This window comes from Burkholderia sp. BCC1998 (assembly GCF_905339875.1).
In the GTDB taxonomy this organism is placed as follows: Bacteria; Pseudomonadota; Gammaproteobacteria; order Burkholderiales; family Burkholderiaceae; genus Burkholderia.
Genome location: NZ_CAJPHE010000004.1, coordinates 370124 through 386331, shown reverse-complemented (window position 1 = coordinate 386331; position 16208 = coordinate 370124). Strand labels below are relative to the sequence as shown.

Below are 16208 nucleotides of genomic sequence, written 5' to 3'. Positions count from 1 at the left end.
CCGGAGGGACTCCGATCATGCGTCATTTGCGTCTTCCCCTGAGCCATGCGTCGCCGGTCGGCGACGCATCGTCGCCGCCGGGCGCGCCGCGCCGCGCGCGCGGCGGCGCCAGCTGGCTCGTGTCGCCGTCCGTCGCGGTGCTGCTGCTGTGGATGTCGATCCCGCTCGCGATGACGATCTGGTATTCGTTCTCGCGCTACAACCTGCTGAACCCGGACGTGAAGGGCTTCGCCGGGATCGACAACTACCGCTTCCTCGCGACCGATCCGTCGTTCCTGCCCGCGATCTGGCACACGCTCGTGCTGATCGGCGCGGTGCTCGCGATCACCGTGGTCGGCGGCGTGCTGATGGCCGTGCTGTTCGACCGCAAGTTCTACGGGCAAGGCGTGGCCCGCCTGCTCGCGATCGCGCCGTTCTTCGTGATGCCGACGGTCGCCGCGCTGATCTGGAAGAACATGATCCTGCATCCGGTGTACGGGCTCGTCGCGAACGCGATGCGCGCGCTCGGGATGACGCCGATCGACTGGTTCGCCGATTACCCGCTCACCGCCGTGATCATCATCGTCGCGTGGCAGTGGCTGCCGTTCGCGTTCCTGATCCTGTTCACCGCGATCCAGTCGCTCGACCAGGAGCAGAAGGAAGCCGCGCGCATCGACGGCGCGGGCCCGATCGCGATGTTCTTCTACATCACACTGCCGCACCTGAAGCGCGCGATCGCGGTGGTCGTGATGATGGAGACGATCTTCCTGCTGTCGATCTTCGCGGAGATCTACACGACGACGGGCGGCGGCCCCGGCGATGCGACGACCAACCTGTCGTACCTGATCTATGCGCTCGGCCTGCAGCAGTTCGACGTCGGCCTCGCATCCGCGGGCGGGATCATCGCCGTCGTGGTCGCGAACGTCGTGTCGTTCTTCCTGGTGCGGATGCTCGCGCGCAACCTGAAGGGAGAGTACGAGAAATGAGCGACCTGACTTTGGAAGGCCGGCGCGCGCCGGCTGCATTCGACCTCGTGCGGCGCGCGCTGCCCGGCGCGCTCGCATGGCTGCTCGCGCTGCTGCTGTTCTTCCCGATCTTCTGGATGGCGATCACCGCGTTCAAGACCGAGCAGCAGGCGTACGCGTCGACGCTGTTCTTCATGCCGACGCTCGACAGCTTCCGCGAGGTGTTCGCGCGCAGCAACTACTTCGCGTTCGCGTGGAACTCGGTGCTGATCTCGGCGGGCGTCACGGTGATCTCGCTGCTGCTCGCGGTGCCGGCGGCCTACGCGATGGCGTTCTTCCCGAACCACCGCACGCAGAAGGTGCTGCTGTGGATGCTGTCGACCAAGATGATGCCGTCGGTCGGCGTGCTCGTGCCGATCTACCTGCTGTGGAAGAACGCGGGGCTGCTCGATACCGTGTCGGGCCTCGTGATCGTGTACACGCTGATCAACCTCCCGATCGCGGTGTGGATGACCTTCACGTACTTCAACGAGATCCCGAAGGACATCCTCGAAGCGGGGCGCATCGACGGCGCGTCGACGTGGCAGGAGATCGTCTACCTGCTGATGCCGATGGCGCTGCCGGGGCTCGCGTCCACCGCGCTGCTGCTCGTGATCCTGTCGTGGAACGAGGCGTTCTGGAGCATCAACCTGTCGAGCTCGAACGCCGCGCCGCTGACCGTGTTCATCGCGTCGTACTCGAGCCCCGAGGGGCTGTTCTGGGCGAAGCTGTCCGCGGCTTCCCTGCTCGCGGTCGCGCCGATCCTGATCGTCGGCTGGCTGTCGCAGAAGCAGCTCGTGCGCGGGCTCACGTTCGGGGCGGTCAAATGAGTGCTACCGGCGAAGCTGCTACCGGCGAACGCGCGTTCGGTCACGGGATGAACGTGCTGATCTGCGACTGCGACGGCGTGCTGATCGACAGCGAGGCCGTCGCCGCCGACGTGATCGTGCGCGAGCTCGATGCGCGCTGGCCGGGTGTCGACGCGCGGCCGGCGGTGATGCCGCTGCTCGGGCTGCGCATCGAGCGCGTGCTGGCCGGCGCGGGCGAGGCCGTCGGCCGCACGCTGTCGGCCGGCGACGTCGACGCGATCCGCCGCGCGGTCGAGGCGGCGGCCGTCAACGCGCCGATGGTCGACGGCATCGACAAGGCCCTCGCGGCGCTCAACCTGACGACCGCGTGCGCGAGCAACAGCTACCGCGCGTACGTCGAGGCGGCGCTCGCGCGCACGGGCCTCGCGCGCTTCTTCGGCGACCGGCTGTTCTGCGCGGACGCCGTGGCGAGGCCGAAGCCGGCGCCCGACGTGTATCTCGCGGCCGCGCGTGCGCTCGGCGCGGTGCCCGCGCAATGCCTCGTCGTCGAGGACAGCGTGACCGGCATCACCGCGGCCGCCGCGGCCGGCATGACCGTGCTCGGCTTCGTCGGCGGCGGGCACGCGTCGGCCGCGCAGATCGACGCGTTGCGCGGGATCGGCGCGCGTCACGTATTCGACGACATGCACGAGCTGCCCGGCTACGTCGCGCGCTGGCAGGCGACCGGCGCGGTGCTGCCGAACTAGCAACCAGGAACGAATGCGCGCCGCCTTCAACGCGGCGCATCACGAACGAACGGAGACAGACCATGGCAAGCGTGCTCCTGCGCAACATCGCGAAGCGCTACGACGACACCGAAGTGCTGCGCAACGTGAACCTCGACATCGCCGACGGCGAATTCGTCGTGTTCGTCGGGCCGAGCGGCTGCGGCAAATCCACGCTGATGCGGATGATCGCCGGGCTCGAGGACATCTCGAGCGGCGAGCTGCTGATCGACGGCGCGAAGGTCAACGACGTGCCGAGCGCCAAGCGCGGCATTGCGATGGTGTTCCAGTCGTATGCGCTGTACCCGCACATGACGCTGTACGACAACATGGCGTTCGGCCTGAAGCTCGCCGGCGCGAAGAAGCCCGAGATCGACCAGGCGGTGAAGCAGGCCGCGAAGATCCTGCACATCGACCATCTGCTCGACCGCAAGCCGAAGCAGCTGTCGGGCGGCCAGCGGCAGCGTGTCGCGATCGGCCGCGCGATCACGCGCAAGCCGAAGGTGTTCCTGTTCGACGAGCCGTTGTCGAACCTCGACGCGGCGCTGCGCGTGAAGATGCGGCTGGAATTCGCGCGGCTGCACGACGAGCTGAAGACCACGATGATCTACGTGACGCACGACCAGGTCGAGGCGATGACGCTCGCCGACAAGATCGTCGTGCTGTCGGGCGGCGCGGTGCAGCAGGTCGGCACGCCGAACGCGCTGTACCACGCGCCGGCCAACCAGTTCGTCGCGGGTTTCATCGGCTCGCCGAAGATGAACTTCCTGAAAGGCACCGTCGAGTCGGTCGACGCGGCCGGCGTGCTGGTGCGCTTCGGCAGCGGCGAGACGCAGCGCGTCGCGGTCGAGGCGGCCGGGCTGCTGCGCGGCGCGGCGGTGACCGTCGGCGTGCGGCCCGAGCATCTGATGGTGGGGCAGGCGGAGACCGGCGTGGCCGCGCGGACGATGGCCGTCGAATCGCTCGGCGATGCCGCGTACCTGTATGCGGAGTCGGCCGTCGCGCCGGACGGGCTGATCGCGCGGATTCCGCCGCTCGATACGTACCGCACCGGCGAGGCGCTGCACGTGCATGCGCAGGCCGAGCACTGCCACCTGTTCGACGAGCACGGCCAGGCGTTCCGGCGCTTGAGCGCGCACGCGAAGGCGGCGTGAGGACGCGCGCCGGTCAGAGCCGCAGATGCTCGGCCATGTAATCGACGAAGGCGCGCAGTTTCGGCGTCGGATGGCGGCCTGACGGCCACAGGACGTAGATCGGCGTGCAGCTCGCGACGTGTTCGTCGAGCACCGCGCACAGCGTGCCGTCGTCGAGCGCGTCGCGCACGAAGAACTCGGGCAGGCACGCGATGCCGAGCCCGCGCAGCGTGAAGCAGAGGCGCGCTTCCGCGCTGTTGCTGACCATCGCGACCGGCACCTCGGGCGGCGTACTCGCGTGCGGCACGCGCAGCGGCCAGGTCTCGAGCTTGCCGCTGCTCGGAAAGCGGTAGTGCAGGCAGCGATGCTGCGCGAGATCGGCCGGCGTGCGCGGCGTGCCGTGCCGCGCGAGATAGTCGGGCGCCGCGACGAGGTGCTGGCGGAAATGGCGCAGCAGCCGCGACGACAGCCGCGAATCCGTCGGCTGGCCGGTGCGCAGCACCGCGTCGAAACCTTCTTCGACGACGTCGACGAGGCGGTCGCTGAAATCGATGTCGAGTTCGATCTCCGGATACGCGGCCATGAAATCGGCGAGCAGCGGCAGCAGCAGCGTGCCGATCGTCGGCAGGCTCACGCGCAGGCGCCCGCGCGGCGCTTCGGCGCTGTGCGTCAGTTCCTGCTCGGCCGCGTCGATCTCGGCGATCACGCGCCGGCACCGTTCCAGGAGGCGCGTGCCTTCCGCGGTCAGCGTGATGCTGCGCGTGCTGCGGTGAAAGAGGCGCACGTTCAGCCGCGCCTCGAGCCGCGCGATGCGCTTGCCGATCGCCGACGCCGACAGCCCGAGCGCGCGGCCGGCCGCGACGAAACTGCGCGTTTCCGCGACCTGGACGAACACGACGAAGCCGCCAAGATTTTCCATGCTGGTTCTCGATTGCGGACACCGATGTCCTGAGTGTCCGGAACTCTAACCCGGTTTTTCTTCTCGCGCCGGCTCCCTACGATGGGCGTTCCTTCACTGTTCGAGGTCACGCCATGTCATCCCTGCCTGTCACCGCCCACCGCGCCGAACCGGACGCCGACGCCGCGCTGCCCGAGCGCCTCGACGCCGCGCTCGATCGCGCGCTGGCCGATGCGCGCGTGGTCGGCGCGGTCGTGCTGGTCGCCCGCGACGGCCAACTTCGCTATGCGCGCGCGGCCGGTCTCGCCGATCGCGAGGCCGGCACGCCGATGCGCGAGGACGCGCTGTTCCGGCTCGCATCGGTGTCGAAGCCGATCGTGACGGCCGCCGCGATGCGGCTGGTCGCGGCGGGGCGCATCGGGCTCGACGAGCCGGTCGCGCGCTGGCTGCCTGCGTTCCGGCCGACGCTGCCCGACGGCACGCCGGCCGACATCACGTTGCGTCATCTGCTGTCGCATACGGCCGGGCTCGGCTACCGCTTCCTCGAAGCCGACGCCGACGGCCCGTATGCGCGTGCCGGCGTGTCCGACGGGATGGACCGCGCGGACCTGTCGCTCGCGGAGAACGTGCGGCGCATCGCCGGCGTGCCGCTGCGGTTCGCGCCCGGCACGTCGTGGGACTACTCGCTCGCGACCGACGTGGTCGGCGCGCTGATCGAGGCGGTCGACGGCCGGCCGCTCGCCGAAGCCGTGGCCGCGCTCGTCACGACGCCGCTCGGGATGACCGGCACCGCGTTCTACTCGAATGACGCCGCGCGCTTCGCGACGCCGTACGTCAGCACGCCGGGCGCGCCGCGCCGGATGGCCGACGACGATCTCGCGCCGGTGTACGACGGCACGGTCGGCATCCGCTTCGCGCCGGCGCGCGCGTTCGACGCGGCCGCGTGGCCGTCGGGCGGCGCGGGTATGGTGGGCACCGCGCGCGACTGCATGGCGCTGCTCGATGCGTTGCGCACCGGCCGCGACGGCTGGCTCGCGCGCCGCTGGATCGACGAGATGTCGCGCGTGCAGCCGGGCGCGCACGACCTGCCGGACGCGCCGGGATTCGGTTTCGGGCTCGGTTTTTCGGTGCTGCGCGATCCGGCGGCCGCGCAGTCGCCGGAGTCGATCGGCACGTGGCGCTGGGGCGGTGCGTACGGGCATGCGTGGTTCGTCGACCGCGCGGCCGGGCTGACGGTCGTCGCGCTGACCAATACGTTGTACGAAGGGATGCACGGGCAGATCGTCACCGACGTGCGCGATGCGGTGTATGGCGTCGACGACCGGGGCGCGGCATGAGCGAGTGCGTATCCGTTCCCGACCGCGCTTCCGACCGCGTCTCCGACCCTGCGTCCGCTCTGTCCGCACCGGTGCGCGAACGCCTGCCGGTCGCGAACCTGCTGGCGCTCGCGACCGCCGGTTTCATCACGATCCTCACCGAAGCGTTGCCGGCCGGCTTGCTCCCGTTGATGAGCATCGACCTGCGCGTGACCGAGGCGCTGATCGGCCAGCTCGTGACCGTCTACGCGCTCGGCTCGATCGTCGCGGCGATCCCGCTCGTCGCCGCGACGCGCGCGATGCGCAGGCGCCGGCTGCTGCTCGCGGCGCTTGCCGGGTTCGTCGTGTCGAATGCGTTGACGGCCGCGTCGCCGTATTACGCGCTCACGCTCGCTGCGCGCTTCGTCGCGGGCATGTCGGCCGGGCTGTTGTGGGCGCTGTTGGCCGGCTATGCGAGCCGGATGGTCGACGCATCGCTGCGCGGCCGGGCGATCGCGGTCGCGATGCTCGGCGCGCCGGTCGCGATGTCGATCGGCATCCCGGCCGGCACCGCGCTCGGCGCGATGTTCGGCTGGCGCATCGCGTTCGCGGGCATCACGGTCGCGGCGCTCGCGCTGATCGGCTGGATCCGGCTGCGCGTGCCCGACTATCCGGGGCAGCCCGCCGGCGCCCGCGAGCCGGTGCTCGGCGTGATCGCACTGCCCGGCGTGCGGCCGGTGCTGGTCGTGATGTTCGCCTATGTGCTCGCGCACAACATGCTGTACACGTACGTTGCGCCGTTCCTTGCCGGCGTGCGGATGGGCGCGCAGGTCGATGCGGTGCTGTTCGTGTTCGGTATCGCGTCGCTGGTCGGCATCGCGCTGACGGGCGCATGGATCGGCGCCGCGCAGCGGCGGCTGACGCTCGCGAGCATCGCGCTGTTCGCGCTTGCGGCGGCGATGCTCGGTGCCGGGTCCGGGATGACGATCGTTTATGCGGGTGTCGCGCTGTGGGGGCTCGCGTTCGGCGGCGCGCCGACGCTGTTCCAGACGGCCACCGCGAACGCGGCGGGCGATGCGGCCGACGTCGCGCAGTCGATGCTCGTGACGGTGTGGAACCTCGCGATCGCGGGCGGCGGCATCGCGGGCGGGATGCTGCTCGGCGCGACGGGCGCGGGTGCGATTCCGTGGGTGCTGGTCGCGCTGCTGGCGGCGGCGTGGCTCGGCGCATGGCGCGCGCGCCGGCATGCGTTTCCGGCGCCGCGCGCGGCCGCGTGAGCGTGCGGCGGCGTCAGGCCGCCTTCGCGTCGAGCGCCGCGCGTGCGCAGGTTTCGTCGGTGACGAGCCCCGACAGCCAGCCGCCGCGCAGCGCGGCGATCACCGCGTCGCGCTTCTTCGGGCCGCCCGCGAACGCGATCGTCGGGCGCTTCGGCGGCGCGTCGAGCGCGACGCTCGTCACGCGCGCGCTCGTCGACACGTCGACGAGCCGGCCCTGCGCATCGATCGGCACGCCGAGCAGTTCGGCCACCGCGCCGAGCGCGGTCATCTCGTCGCGTTCCTGTTCGGTGATGAAGCCGTCTTCATAGAGCGGGCAGTGCGGGCCGATGTTGCCGATCCCGACGAACGCGACGTCGGCCTGCGCCGACAGCGCGTCGACGATCCGGTACAGCCGGTGATTGCACCATTGCGCGCGCTCGGCGTCGCTGTCGGCGAACAGCGGCGCGGGCAGCAGGAAGTGCTTGCCGCCGGTCTTCTCGGAGATGTACTGCGCGACGTCGTAGCGGTTCGACGAGCCGTCGGCGGCGATCGCGCCGACCATCGACACGAGCCGGTGCTGCGGCCGCTCGATCTGCGCGATCTGCGCGACCGCCGCCTTCAGCGTCCGGCCGCTGCTGACGGCGATCACCATCGGCCGCGTCTCGTTCAGGTAGCGCTCCATCACCTGCGCGCCGGCGACCGCGAGCTTGCGGTCGATCGCTTCGGCCGCATCGGCATCGACGGGCACGACTTCGCACATCGTAAGCCCGTAGCGTTTCGACAGCTGCGCGCCGAGCTCGAGGCAGTCGGCGAGCTGGTGATCGACGCGCACGCGGATCAGGTTCTTCTCGACCGCGAACGCGACGAGGCGCTGCGCGACCGGGCGCGACACCTGCAGCTTCTCGGCGATTTCGTTCTGCGTGTCGCCCGCGACGTAGTAGAGCCACGCGGCACGCGTGGCGAGATCGAGTTTTTCTGAGGACTTGGACACGATAGCGGTTCGGTTCGGATCTGGGGGGCCGCCCGCGGACCGGCCGTCGGGCGGCGCAACGGCATCCACTGTAACGCATGCGCGGCGGGCGGCCGACGGCCGCCCTGCGTCGTCGCCTACGCGAGCCGCGCGCGCGACGGTTCGTAAAGCGGGCGCACGTGGCGATACAGCGCGCGGAACGCGTCGAGGCGCTCGCGCAGCAGCGCATGACGCGCGGCGTCGGGCACGTATTCGGCGCGCACCGGCGGCTTGGTCAGCACGACTTGCGGATCGCCGCCGACGGCGAGCCAGCCCAGCCGCGCGGCGCCCAGTGCCGCACCCGTTTCGCCGCCGCCGTGCTGGCAGGTGCGCACGTCCAGCGCGTCGGCGATCAGCTGCGCCCAGAACGCGCTGCGCGCGCCGCCGCCGATCAGCGACAGCCGGTCGGTTTCGACGCCGGCCGCGTGCAGCGCGTCGAGGCCGTCCGCGAGGCCGAGCGTCACGCCTTCGAGCACCGCGTAGCCGAGATGCGCGCGCTCGGTCGCATGCGTCATCCCGAAGAACACGCCCTGCGCATACGGATCGTTGTGCGGCGTGCGTTCGCCGGACAGGTAGGGCAGGAACAGCGGCGCCGTCGCGAGTGCGTCCGCGTCGAGCGCCGCGATTTCGGCGAGCAGCGCCGGCTCGTCGGTGCCCGTCAGCTTGCAGACCCAGCGCAGGCAGCTCGCGGCCGACAGCACGACGCTCATCAGTTGCCAGCGATCGGGAATCGCGTGGCAGAACGCATGCACGGCCGATGCCGGATTCGGCATGAAGCGGTCGCCGACCACGCTCAGCACACCCGACGTGCCGAGCGACACGAAGCCGTCGCCCGCGTGGATCGCGCCGATGCCGAGCGCGCTCGTCGCGTTGTCGCCGCCGCCGCCCGCCACCACGACGGCCTCCGACAGCCCGAGTTCGCGCGCGACGTCGGCGCGCAGCGTGCCGGACGGCGCATTGCCTTCGACGATGCGCGGCATCTGGGCGCGCGTCATGTCGCACGCGGCGAGCAGCGCGTCGGACCAGTCGCGGCGCGCGACGTCGAGCCACAACGTGCCGGCCGCGTCGGACGGATCGGACACCTTCGCGCCGGTGAGCCGGAAGCGCAGGTAGTCCTTCGGCATCAGCACGCAGGCCGTTGCGGCGAACACGTCGGGCTCGTGCTTCGCGACCCACAGCAGTTTCGGCGCGGTGAAGCCGGGCATCGCGAGGTTGCCGGCCAGCGCATGGAGATCGGGCGCGCGTTCGGTGAGCAGCGCGCATTCGTCGGCGCTGCGCATGTCGTTCCACAGGATCGCGGGGCGCAGCACGCGGTCGTCGCGGCCGAGCAGCACCGCGCCGTGCATCTGGCCCGACAGGCCGATCCCGCGCACCTGCGCGAAGGCCTGCGGATGCCGTTCGCGCAGCGCCGCGAGTGCGGCGAGCGTGCCTTGCCACCAGTCGTCCGGATGCTGTTCCGCCCAGCGCGGGTGCGGCCGCGACACGCTGAACGGCGTGCCGGCGGTGCCGACCACGGTGCCGTCCGGAGCAAGCAGCAGCACCTTCACTTCCGAGGTGCCGAGGTCGATGCCGAGATACATGAGCGATCCGTTCCGTCAGTGAGGAGCCGCTACTTTAGCCGCACGCGCGCGCGCCTGCCAACGCAGGTTCGCCCGAATGCGCGGCCGCTCGCGGGCGGCCGGCTGCGGGGCCGCGGGCCGCCGTGCGTCAGCGCTGCGCGAGCCATGCGTCGACGCGTGCGAGCCCGGCGCGCAGCGCGTCGAACAACGCCGCGTTGCCGGCGAGCGAGCCCCACAGCGCGCGGCTCGCGCACAACGCGACGACCGGGTCGTCGGCCTCGACGATCGCCCGCGCGGCGCCGTCGTCCATCACGCCGTCCTGGTACGCATACGGCAGCAAGCCGCGCGCCCAGCGTTCGAGAAAGCGCAGGAACAGCGCCGGCAGCACGGCAGTGGCGACCGGCGCCGCGCCGCGTGCGAGCGATTCGGCGAGCGTCGGCGCGATGAAGCCGGGAATCTTCGAGAAGCCGTCGGCCGCGACGCGCTGGTTCGTGTCCAGCACGTACGGATTGCCGAACCGTTCGAGCACGACGTCGCGGTAGCGCCAGAGATCGAGCGGGCTCGGGCTGAGACACGGGATCACGTCTTGCGTCACGTAGTCGTGCGCGAAGCGGCGGATCGCCGCGTCGTGCGTGCCTTCGTGGATGTACGTGTGGCCCGCGAGCGTGCCGGCCCACGCGATGCAGCTGTGCGTCGCGTTGAGGATGCGGATCTTCGCTTCCTCGTACGGATGCACGTCGTCGACCAGTTCCGCGCCGGCCAGCTCCCAGCGCGGCCGGCCCGCCGCGAAGCGGTCCTCGATCACCCACTGGATGAACGACTCGCCCATCACCGGACACGCGTCGTCGACGCCGGTTGCCGCGCGCACCCGTTCGCGCACGTCGGCGGTCGGGCGCGGCGTGATGCGGTCGACCATCGCGCTCGGCGTCGCGACGTTCGCATCGAACCACGCGAGCAGATCGGCCTCGCCGCGCCGTTCGAGGAATTCGCGCATGCCCGCGCGAAAGCGCGCGCCGTTGTTGCGCAGGTTGTCGCAGCTCTGCAGCGTGAGCGGGCCCGCGCCGCGTTTCGCGCGTTCGGCGAGCAGCGCCGCGAGCGCGCCGTACAGCGTCGTGCGCGCGCCTTGCAGGTCGGCCGCGAGATCGGCGTTCGCGAGGTCGAGCCGGTTGTGTTCGTCGAGGTAGTAGCCGCCTTCGGTGACGGTGAACGACACGATCCGGCACGCGGGGTCGGCGCCGGCGTCGATCAGCGCGGCGAGATCGATCGACCACGGCAGCACGCGCGAGATCGCGCGGACCGTCTCGTACGCGCGCTCGCCCTGCGGCGTGACGGTCTCGAGCGTGTAGGCGCCGTGCTGCGCCGCGAGCGCGTCCATCGTCGCGCGCATGTCGTCGCGGATGTTGCCGACGGTCAGCGACCAGCGTTCGTCGGCCGGCACGGCCGCGTTCACGCGGTGCAGATACCACGCCTGGTGCGCGCGGTGGAACGAGCCTGCGCCGATGTGCAGCAGCACGGGCGCGTGGGCGGAGGGCGATTCGCTCATCCGGTGTCTCCTGTTCGTGCCAGTCTTTCCTGTCGAATACGATCATTTGCTCTTTGTGTGAGCGAATGATCGTATTCGGGCGAGCGAAAGTCAAGGCGCGGGCGCGGCATTTCGATGGTGCGCTGCGGCGGGGCGTGGGCGTGGGCGGGGCGGAAGCGGAAGCGGAGGCGGAAGGCGGAAGGCGGAAGGCGGAAGGCGTCAGCGTCCGTCGCGCATCGATGTGACGAATTCGTCGAGCAGCGAGCTTGCCGACCGGCCCCGACAGGATACCGAGGCGCTGTCGGAACGCGGTGAGCATGCGCAGCGGATGGTGCGGCGCCGCAACGATATGGCGATATGCCGGCGGCACGGCGGCACGGCGGCACGGCGGCACGGCGGTTCGTCGATACGTCGGTATGTCGGTATGTCGGTACGTCGGTACGTCGGCCCGTCGGAAACGCGGCGACCGCGTCGGCATCGGATCCCGCGCGCGGACGGCGCGAGACCGATCCCGTGCGTGCCCGGCCGCCCTTGTGCGAGCCGGCCGCGCAGGCTGAGGCGGCACATTCCGCGGCTCGCGCACGAACGCGCGTTGCCGCGCGAAGGGGAGGCGCCGGCCCGCACGTCGTCATGACGCGCGGGCGCGCGGCGTGCGTTACAACGTGGTGCGCACGTGCCAGAGCTCGGGGAACAGCACGACGTCGAGCATCTTGCGCAGATACGGCGCGCCGCTCGTGCCGCCGGTGCCCTGCTTGAAGCCGATGATGCGCTCGACGGTCGTCACGTGACGGAAGCGCCACTGGCGGAACGCATCCTCGAGATCGACGAGTTCCTCGGCCATCTCGTAGAGCTCCCAGTGCTGCTGCGGGTGACGATAGACCTCGAGCCACGCGGCCTCGACCGTTTCGTCGTGACGCATCGGCTGCGTCCAGTCGCGCTCGAGCCGTTCGGGCGCGATCGGGAAACCGCGCCGCGCGAGCAGGCGCACGACCTCGTCGTAGAACGACGGCGCCTCGAGCGTCGCGCGCACCTGTTCGAGGATGTCGGGCCGGTGCGCATGCGGCTGCAGCATCTGCGCGTTCTTGTTGCCGAGCAGGAATTCGAGCTGCCGGTACTGGTACGACTGGAAGCCCGACGACTGGCCGAGATACGGCCGCATCGCCGAATACTCGGACGGCGTCATCGTCGACAGCACGTTCCACGCCTGCACGAGCTGCTCGAGGATCCGCGACACGCGCGCGAGCATCTTGAACGCGGGCGGCAGCGCGTCGCCGCGCACCGCGTCGAGTGCGCCGCGCAGCTCGAACAGCGCGAGCTTCATCCACAGCTCGCTCGTCTGATGCTGGATGATGAACAGCATCTCGTTGTGATCGGGCGACAGCGGATGCTGCGCGTCGAGGATCGCGTTCAGCGACAGGTAGTCGCCGTAGCTCATCGACTTCGAGAAATCGAGCTGCGCATCGTGCCAGCCGGCTTGAGCAGTGGCTTCGCCGGGCACGTGCGGCGCTTCATGAGCCGGTTGGGCCGCGCGTGCGCCCGAGAACGGGCAGCCCGCCGGCGCGTCGTCGCCGGGTGGCTGAATATGACCAGAATTCACGACTTTCTCCAGATTTGAATGACGGGGCGCGGCGCGCAATCCGCACGTCGCGGCGGCGCGCGCCGGGCTGGAAGCGGTCAGGTCACCGCGCCGCGCTCGGCGAACTCGGGCGCCTTCCACGCGTCGGTGGCGAGGATGTCGCGCAGCGTCTCGACGGCATCCCACACGTCGACGAAGCGCGTATAGAGCGGCGTGAAGCCGAAGCGCAGCACGTAAGGCTCGCGGTAGTCGCCAATCACGCCGCGCGCGATCAGCGCCTGCATCACCTCGTAGCCGTGCGGATGCTCGAAGCTCGCCTGCGAGCCGCGCTGGTGATGCGCGCGCGGCGTGACGAGCTTCAGCGACAGGCCCGCGCAGCGCGTTTCGACGAGCGCGATGAACGCGTCGGTCAGCGCGAGCGACTTGCGGCGGATCGCGTGCATGTCGGTCTGCAGGAACACGTCGAGCCCGCATTCGACCATCGACATCGACACGATCGGCTGCGTGCCGCACAGGAAGCGCGCGATGCCCGGATCGGGCGCGAAGCCCGGCTGCATCGCGAATGGCGCGCGGTGGCCCCACCAGCCCGACAGCGGCTGCGAGAAATGCGCGAGATGGCGCTGCGGCACCCACACGAAGGCCGGCGAACCGGGGCCGCCGTTCAGGTACTTGTACGTGCAGCCGACCGCGCCGTCCGCGTGCGCGCCGTTCAGGTCGACCGGCACCGCGCCGGCCGAATGCGCGAGATCCCACAGCATCAGCGCGCCCGCATCGTGCACGAGCTGCGTGACGGCCGGCATGTCGTGCATGTAGCCGGTGCGGTAGTTCACGTGCGTGATCATCGCGACGGCCGTGTCCGCGCCGAGCGCGTCGGGCAGGTCCGCCGGATCGTCGATCAGGCGCAGCTCGTAGTCGCCGCCGAGCTGTTCGATCAGCCCTTGCGCGATGTACAGGTCGGTCGGGAAGTTCGAGCGCTCCGACACGATCACGCGGCGCTCCGGCGCGCGTTCGGCCTGGTGGCGCAGCATCGCCGACAGCAGCTTGAACAGGTTGATCGAGATGGTGTCGGTCACGACGGTTTCGCCGGGCGCGCCGCCGATCAGCGTCGCGAGCTTGTCGCCGAGGCGGCGCGGCAGCGCGAACCAGCCGGCGGTGTTCCAGCTGCGGATCAGGCCTTCGCCCCATTCGGCGCCGATCACCTGCTGCGCGCGGGCGGCCGATGCGCGCGGCTGCGCGCCGAGCGAGTTGCCGTCGAGATAGATCACGCCGTCGGGCAGCGCGAACTGGTCGCGCAGCGCGGCGAGCGGGTCGTCGCGGTCGAGGGCGAGCGCGTCTTCACGGGTCTTGATGATCATGATGTCGGGTCAGTAGTTCGCGGACGAGTGGTTCGCGGGTCGATGGTTGGATGAATCAGGAGGACCGGCCGGGCAGCGCGCGCAGCACCGCACGCACGGGGCTCGCGTCGAGCGTCGCGAACTTCAGCGGCAGCGCGATCAGTTCGTAGTCGCCGGGCGGCACGTCGTCGAGCACGATCCCTTCGAGGATCGCCATCCGGTGCGTGCGCACGCGGTGATGCGCATCCATGGTCTTCGATTCCTGCGGGTCGAGCGACGGCGTATCGATGCCGATCAGCTTGACGCCGTGCGCGGCGAGCAGGTCGACGGTCTCGGGCGCGACCGCGCAGAAGCCGCTGTCCCATTGCGCGACGCTGGCGCGCGCATAGGTGCGCAGCAGCACGCGCGGCGGCACGCCGGCGAGCGCGGTCTCGAGGTCGGCCGGGCGCACGACCGGCGACGCGCCGATGCAGTGGATCACGCGGCACGGGCCGAGATAGGTGTCGAGCGGCACCGCGCCGATCGGCGCGCCGTCGGCGTCGTAGTGGAGCGGCGCGTCGCAGTGCGCGCCGGTATGCGGCGACAGCGTCAGGCGCGCGACGTTGACCGGCGAGCCGGCCTCCATCCGCCAGACGCGTTCGACGGAAACCGGCGTGTCGCCCGGCCACACGGGGGTGGCGGGGCTGACGGGCGGCGAGATGTCCCAGAGTGTGTCCATGGCATGACGAGTCGGTGAATCGATGCTTCGAATGATAGGTGGACGCTCGCAGAAAGTGCTTGCGAAATAAACATGGACAATCCGCCCGATTGGCAGATAATTCGACTCAGAGGGAAAACGGGGACCAAAAATGCACGCGATCACGCTCGATGCCACCGACTGCCGGATTCTGGCGGTCCTGCAGGAAGAGGGCAGAATCAGCAATCTCGATCTGGCGGAGCGCATCTCGCTTTCGCCATCCGCCTGTCTGCGCCGGATGCGCCTGCTCGAGGAGCAGGGCGTGATCGAGCACTATCGCGCGTGCCTGAGCCGCGAGAAGCTCGGCTTCGAGCTCGAGGCGTTCGTGCAGGTGTCGATGCGCAACGAAGAGAATCAATGGCACGAGCGCTTCGCGGAGGCGCTGCGCGAATGGCCGGAGGTGGTCGGCGCGTTCGTCGTGACGGGCGAGAGCCACTACCTGCTGCGCGTGCTCGCGCACAACCTCAAGCACTATTCGGATTTCGTGCTGAACCGGCTCTACAAGGCGCCGGGCGTGATGGACATCCGTTCGAACATCGTGCTGCAGACGCTGAAGGACGAAGCGGGCGCGCCGGTCGGGCTGGCCCGCATGGGGGCGATCAAAGCGGTGTGAGGCCGTGGAAGCCGCCGCCGTGGAACACGAGCGGCGGAGCGGCATCCGACACGGCACGCACGCCGCAGCGTTCCACTTCGCCGACGAAGATCACATGGTCGCCTTCGTCGTAGCGGCTGCGGTTGTGGCATTCGAACCACGCGAGCGCACCGTCGAGCACCGGCATGCCCGAGTTGCCGGCCGCGTGCGCGATCCCTTCGAAGCGGTCGCCCTTGTAGGTCGAGAAGCGCTTGCACAGGTCGAGCTGCGACGCCGCGAGCACGTTCACCACGTAATGGCTGTTGCTGCGGAACACCGGCGTCGACGCCGATTTGTGCGCGAGGCTCCACAGCACGAGCGGCGGATCGAGCGACACCGAGTTGAACGAGCTCGCGGTGATGCCGATCAGCTGCCCGGACGGCGCACGCGTCGTGATGACCGTGACGCCGGTCGCGAACTGGCCGAGCGCCTGGCGAAAGGCGGCCGAGTCGAAATCGGGCGGGGTGGCATGCTTCATCGGGCGGCCATCCGGATCGAAACGGACAGGCGCGGCGCGCGGCGGGTGCGGGAGGCGCGGCGGACGAAAGGCGGCAAGGCCAGGGCGGTCGGTCGGGAAGTGGTGCGCATGGCGCGATTTTAGCGGAATCGCGACCGCCGGGCCCGTGCGGACGGTGCATTGCGGGGCCAGCGTGAGGTAGCGAACACAGTCGCGCGGCGCCGCGATCGGGCCGGCGGCGGCGTT

General features: G+C 70.3%; 15 protein-coding genes. 7 read left to right on the top strand and 8 right to left on the bottom strand.

The window, feature by feature from the left end; genetic code table 11:
- Positions 1-17 precede the first annotated feature (17 nt).
- The 4 genes from U5A56_RS10390 (at position 18) to U5A56_RS10375 (ending at position 3710) form a co-directional block, all read left to right on the top strand.
- On the top strand, positions 18-965 hold the full coding sequence (locus U5A56_RS10390) for a carbohydrate ABC transporter permease (RefSeq protein WP_044844473.1): 948 nt from the start codon (positions 18-20) through the stop codon (positions 963-965).
- A complete protein-coding gene (locus U5A56_RS10385) occupies positions 962-1813 on the top strand; it encodes a carbohydrate ABC transporter permease (protein WP_044844472.1) in 852 nt (283 codons plus the stop codon). Before U5A56_RS10390 ends, U5A56_RS10385 begins: the two co-directional genes overlap by 4 nt.
- The gene (locus tag U5A56_RS10380) at positions 1810-2538 is read left to right on the top strand and encodes an HAD family phosphatase (RefSeq protein WP_321820306.1); all 729 of its coding nucleotides are present in this window, start codon (positions 1810-1812) and stop codon (positions 2536-2538) included. Before U5A56_RS10385 ends, U5A56_RS10380 begins: the two co-directional genes overlap by 4 nt.
- Positions 2539-2600: 62 nt before the next feature.
- A complete protein-coding gene (locus U5A56_RS10375; RefSeq protein WP_257773774.1) occupies positions 2601-3710 on the top strand; it encodes an ABC transporter ATP-binding protein in 1110 nt (369 codons plus the stop codon).
- Between the two features lie 13 nt (positions 3711-3723).
- Here the strand turns inward: U5A56_RS10375 and U5A56_RS10370 are convergent, their stop codons facing one another.
- Positions 3724-4608 (bottom strand): LysR family transcriptional regulator, encoded by an 885-nt coding sequence (locus tag U5A56_RS10370; protein WP_321922130.1) that lies wholly within the window; start codon positions 4606-4608, stop codon positions 3724-3726.
- A gap of 113 nt (positions 4609-4721) precedes the next feature.
- Here U5A56_RS10370 and U5A56_RS10365 point away from each other — a divergent pair, with 113 nt between their 5' ends.
- Together U5A56_RS10365 and U5A56_RS10360 are read left to right on the top strand one after the other, a co-directional pair.
- The gene (locus U5A56_RS10365; RefSeq protein ID WP_321922127.1) at positions 4722-5924 is read left to right on the top strand and encodes a serine hydrolase domain-containing protein; all 1203 of its coding nucleotides are present in this window, start codon (positions 4722-4724) and stop codon (positions 5922-5924) included.
- A complete protein-coding gene (locus tag U5A56_RS10360) occupies positions 5921-7159 on the top strand; it encodes an MFS transporter (protein WP_321922125.1) in 1239 nt (412 codons plus the stop codon). The genes U5A56_RS10365 and U5A56_RS10360 overlap by 4 nt, the downstream gene beginning before the upstream one ends.
- 13 nt (positions 7160-7172) lie before the next feature.
- Here the strand turns inward: U5A56_RS10360 and U5A56_RS10355 are convergent, their stop codons facing one another.
- The 6 genes from U5A56_RS10355 to kynB form a co-directional block, all read right to left on the bottom strand.
- Positions 7173-8129, bottom strand: a complete 957-nt coding sequence (locus U5A56_RS10355; protein ID WP_044844466.1) for a sugar-binding transcriptional regulator — start codon at positions 8127-8129, stop codon at positions 7173-7175.
- Positions 8130-8245: 116 nt separating this feature from the next.
- A complete protein-coding gene (gene xylB / locus U5A56_RS10350) occupies positions 8246-9727 on the bottom strand; it encodes a xylulokinase (protein WP_044844465.1) in 1482 nt (493 codons plus the stop codon).
- 127 nt (positions 9728-9854) lie between these two features.
- Positions 9855-11249 (bottom strand): D-arabinitol 4-dehydrogenase, encoded by a 1395-nt coding sequence (gene dalD / locus U5A56_RS10345; protein WP_321922122.1) that lies wholly within the window; start codon positions 11247-11249, stop codon positions 9855-9857.
- A 634-nt stretch (positions 11250-11883) separates the two neighbouring features.
- Positions 11884-12810: a tryptophan 2,3-dioxygenase gene (gene kynA / locus U5A56_RS10340; protein WP_257775616.1), complete on the bottom strand. Its 927-nt coding sequence runs from the start codon at positions 12808-12810 to the stop codon at positions 11884-11886.
- 92 nt (positions 12811-12902) lie between these two features.
- Positions 12903-14159, bottom strand: coding sequence for a kynureninase (gene kynU, locus U5A56_RS10335; RefSeq protein WP_415749112.1), 1257 nt, complete (start codon positions 14157-14159; stop codon positions 12903-12905).
- Positions 14160-14214: 55 nt separating this feature from the next.
- Positions 14215-14856: an arylformamidase gene (kynB, locus tag U5A56_RS10330; protein WP_321922121.1), complete on the bottom strand. Its 642-nt coding sequence runs from the start codon at positions 14854-14856 to the stop codon at positions 14215-14217.
- A gap of 130 nt (positions 14857-14986) precedes the next feature.
- On the opposite strand from kynB, the gene U5A56_RS10325 reads away from it, so the two are divergent.
- A complete protein-coding gene (locus U5A56_RS10325) occupies positions 14987-15487 on the top strand; it encodes an Lrp/AsnC family transcriptional regulator (protein ID WP_044844460.1) in 501 nt (166 codons plus the stop codon).
- On the opposite strand, the gene U5A56_RS10320 is transcribed toward U5A56_RS10325, so the two are convergent.
- Positions 15474-15983: a flavin reductase family protein gene (locus tag U5A56_RS10320; protein WP_044844459.1), complete on the bottom strand. Its 510-nt coding sequence runs from the start codon at positions 15981-15983 to the stop codon at positions 15474-15476. The genes U5A56_RS10325 and U5A56_RS10320 overlap by 14 nt on opposite strands.
- Positions 15984-16208: the final 225 nt, after the last annotated feature.

What these genes read in the sequence shown, in the direction of transcription:
- U5A56_RS10390 (WP_044844473.1), top strand. Translation starts at nt 18, where the DNA reads ATGCGTCATTTGCGTCTTCCCCTGAGCCATGCGTCGCCGGTCGGCGAC.
- U5A56_RS10385 (WP_044844472.1), top strand. Translation starts at nt 962, where the DNA reads ATGAGCGACCTGACTTTGGAAGGCCGGCGCGCGCCGGCTGCATTCGAC.
- U5A56_RS10380 (WP_321820306.1), top strand. Translation starts at nt 1,810, where the DNA reads ATGAGTGCTACCGGCGAAGCTGCTACCGGCGAACGCGCGTTCGGTCAC.
- U5A56_RS10375 (WP_257773774.1), top strand. Translation starts at nt 2,601, where the DNA reads ATGGCAAGCGTGCTCCTGCGCAACATCGCGAAGCGCTACGACGACACC.
- U5A56_RS10370 (WP_321922130.1), bottom strand. Translation starts at nt 4,608, where the DNA reads ATGGAAAATCTTGGCGGCTTCGTCGTGTTCGTCCAGGTCGCGGAAACG.
- U5A56_RS10365 (WP_321922127.1), top strand. Translation starts at nt 4,722, where the DNA reads ATGTCATCCCTGCCTGTCACCGCCCACCGCGCCGAACCGGACGCCGAC.
- U5A56_RS10360 (WP_321922125.1), top strand. Translation starts at nt 5,921, where the DNA reads ATGAGCGAGTGCGTATCCGTTCCCGACCGCGCTTCCGACCGCGTCTCC.
- xylB (WP_044844465.1), bottom strand. Translation starts at nt 9,727, where the DNA reads ATGTATCTCGGCATCGACCTCGGCACCTCGGAAGTGAAGGTGCTGCTG.
- dalD (WP_321922122.1), bottom strand. Translation starts at nt 11,249, where the DNA reads ATGAGCGAATCGCCCTCCGCCCACGCGCCCGTGCTGCTGCACATCGGC.
- kynU (WP_415749112.1), bottom strand. Translation starts at nt 14,159, where the DNA reads ATGATCATCAAGACCCGTGAAGACGCGCTCGCCCTCGACCGCGACGAC.
- kynB (WP_321922121.1), bottom strand. Translation starts at nt 14,856, where the DNA reads ATGGACACACTCTGGGACATCTCGCCGCCCGTCAGCCCCGCCACCCCC.
- U5A56_RS10325 (WP_044844460.1), top strand. Translation starts at nt 14,987, where the DNA reads ATGCACGCGATCACGCTCGATGCCACCGACTGCCGGATTCTGGCGGTC.
- U5A56_RS10320 (WP_044844459.1), bottom strand. Translation starts at nt 15,983, where the DNA reads ATGAAGCATGCCACCCCGCCCGATTTCGACTCGGCCGCCTTTCGCCAG.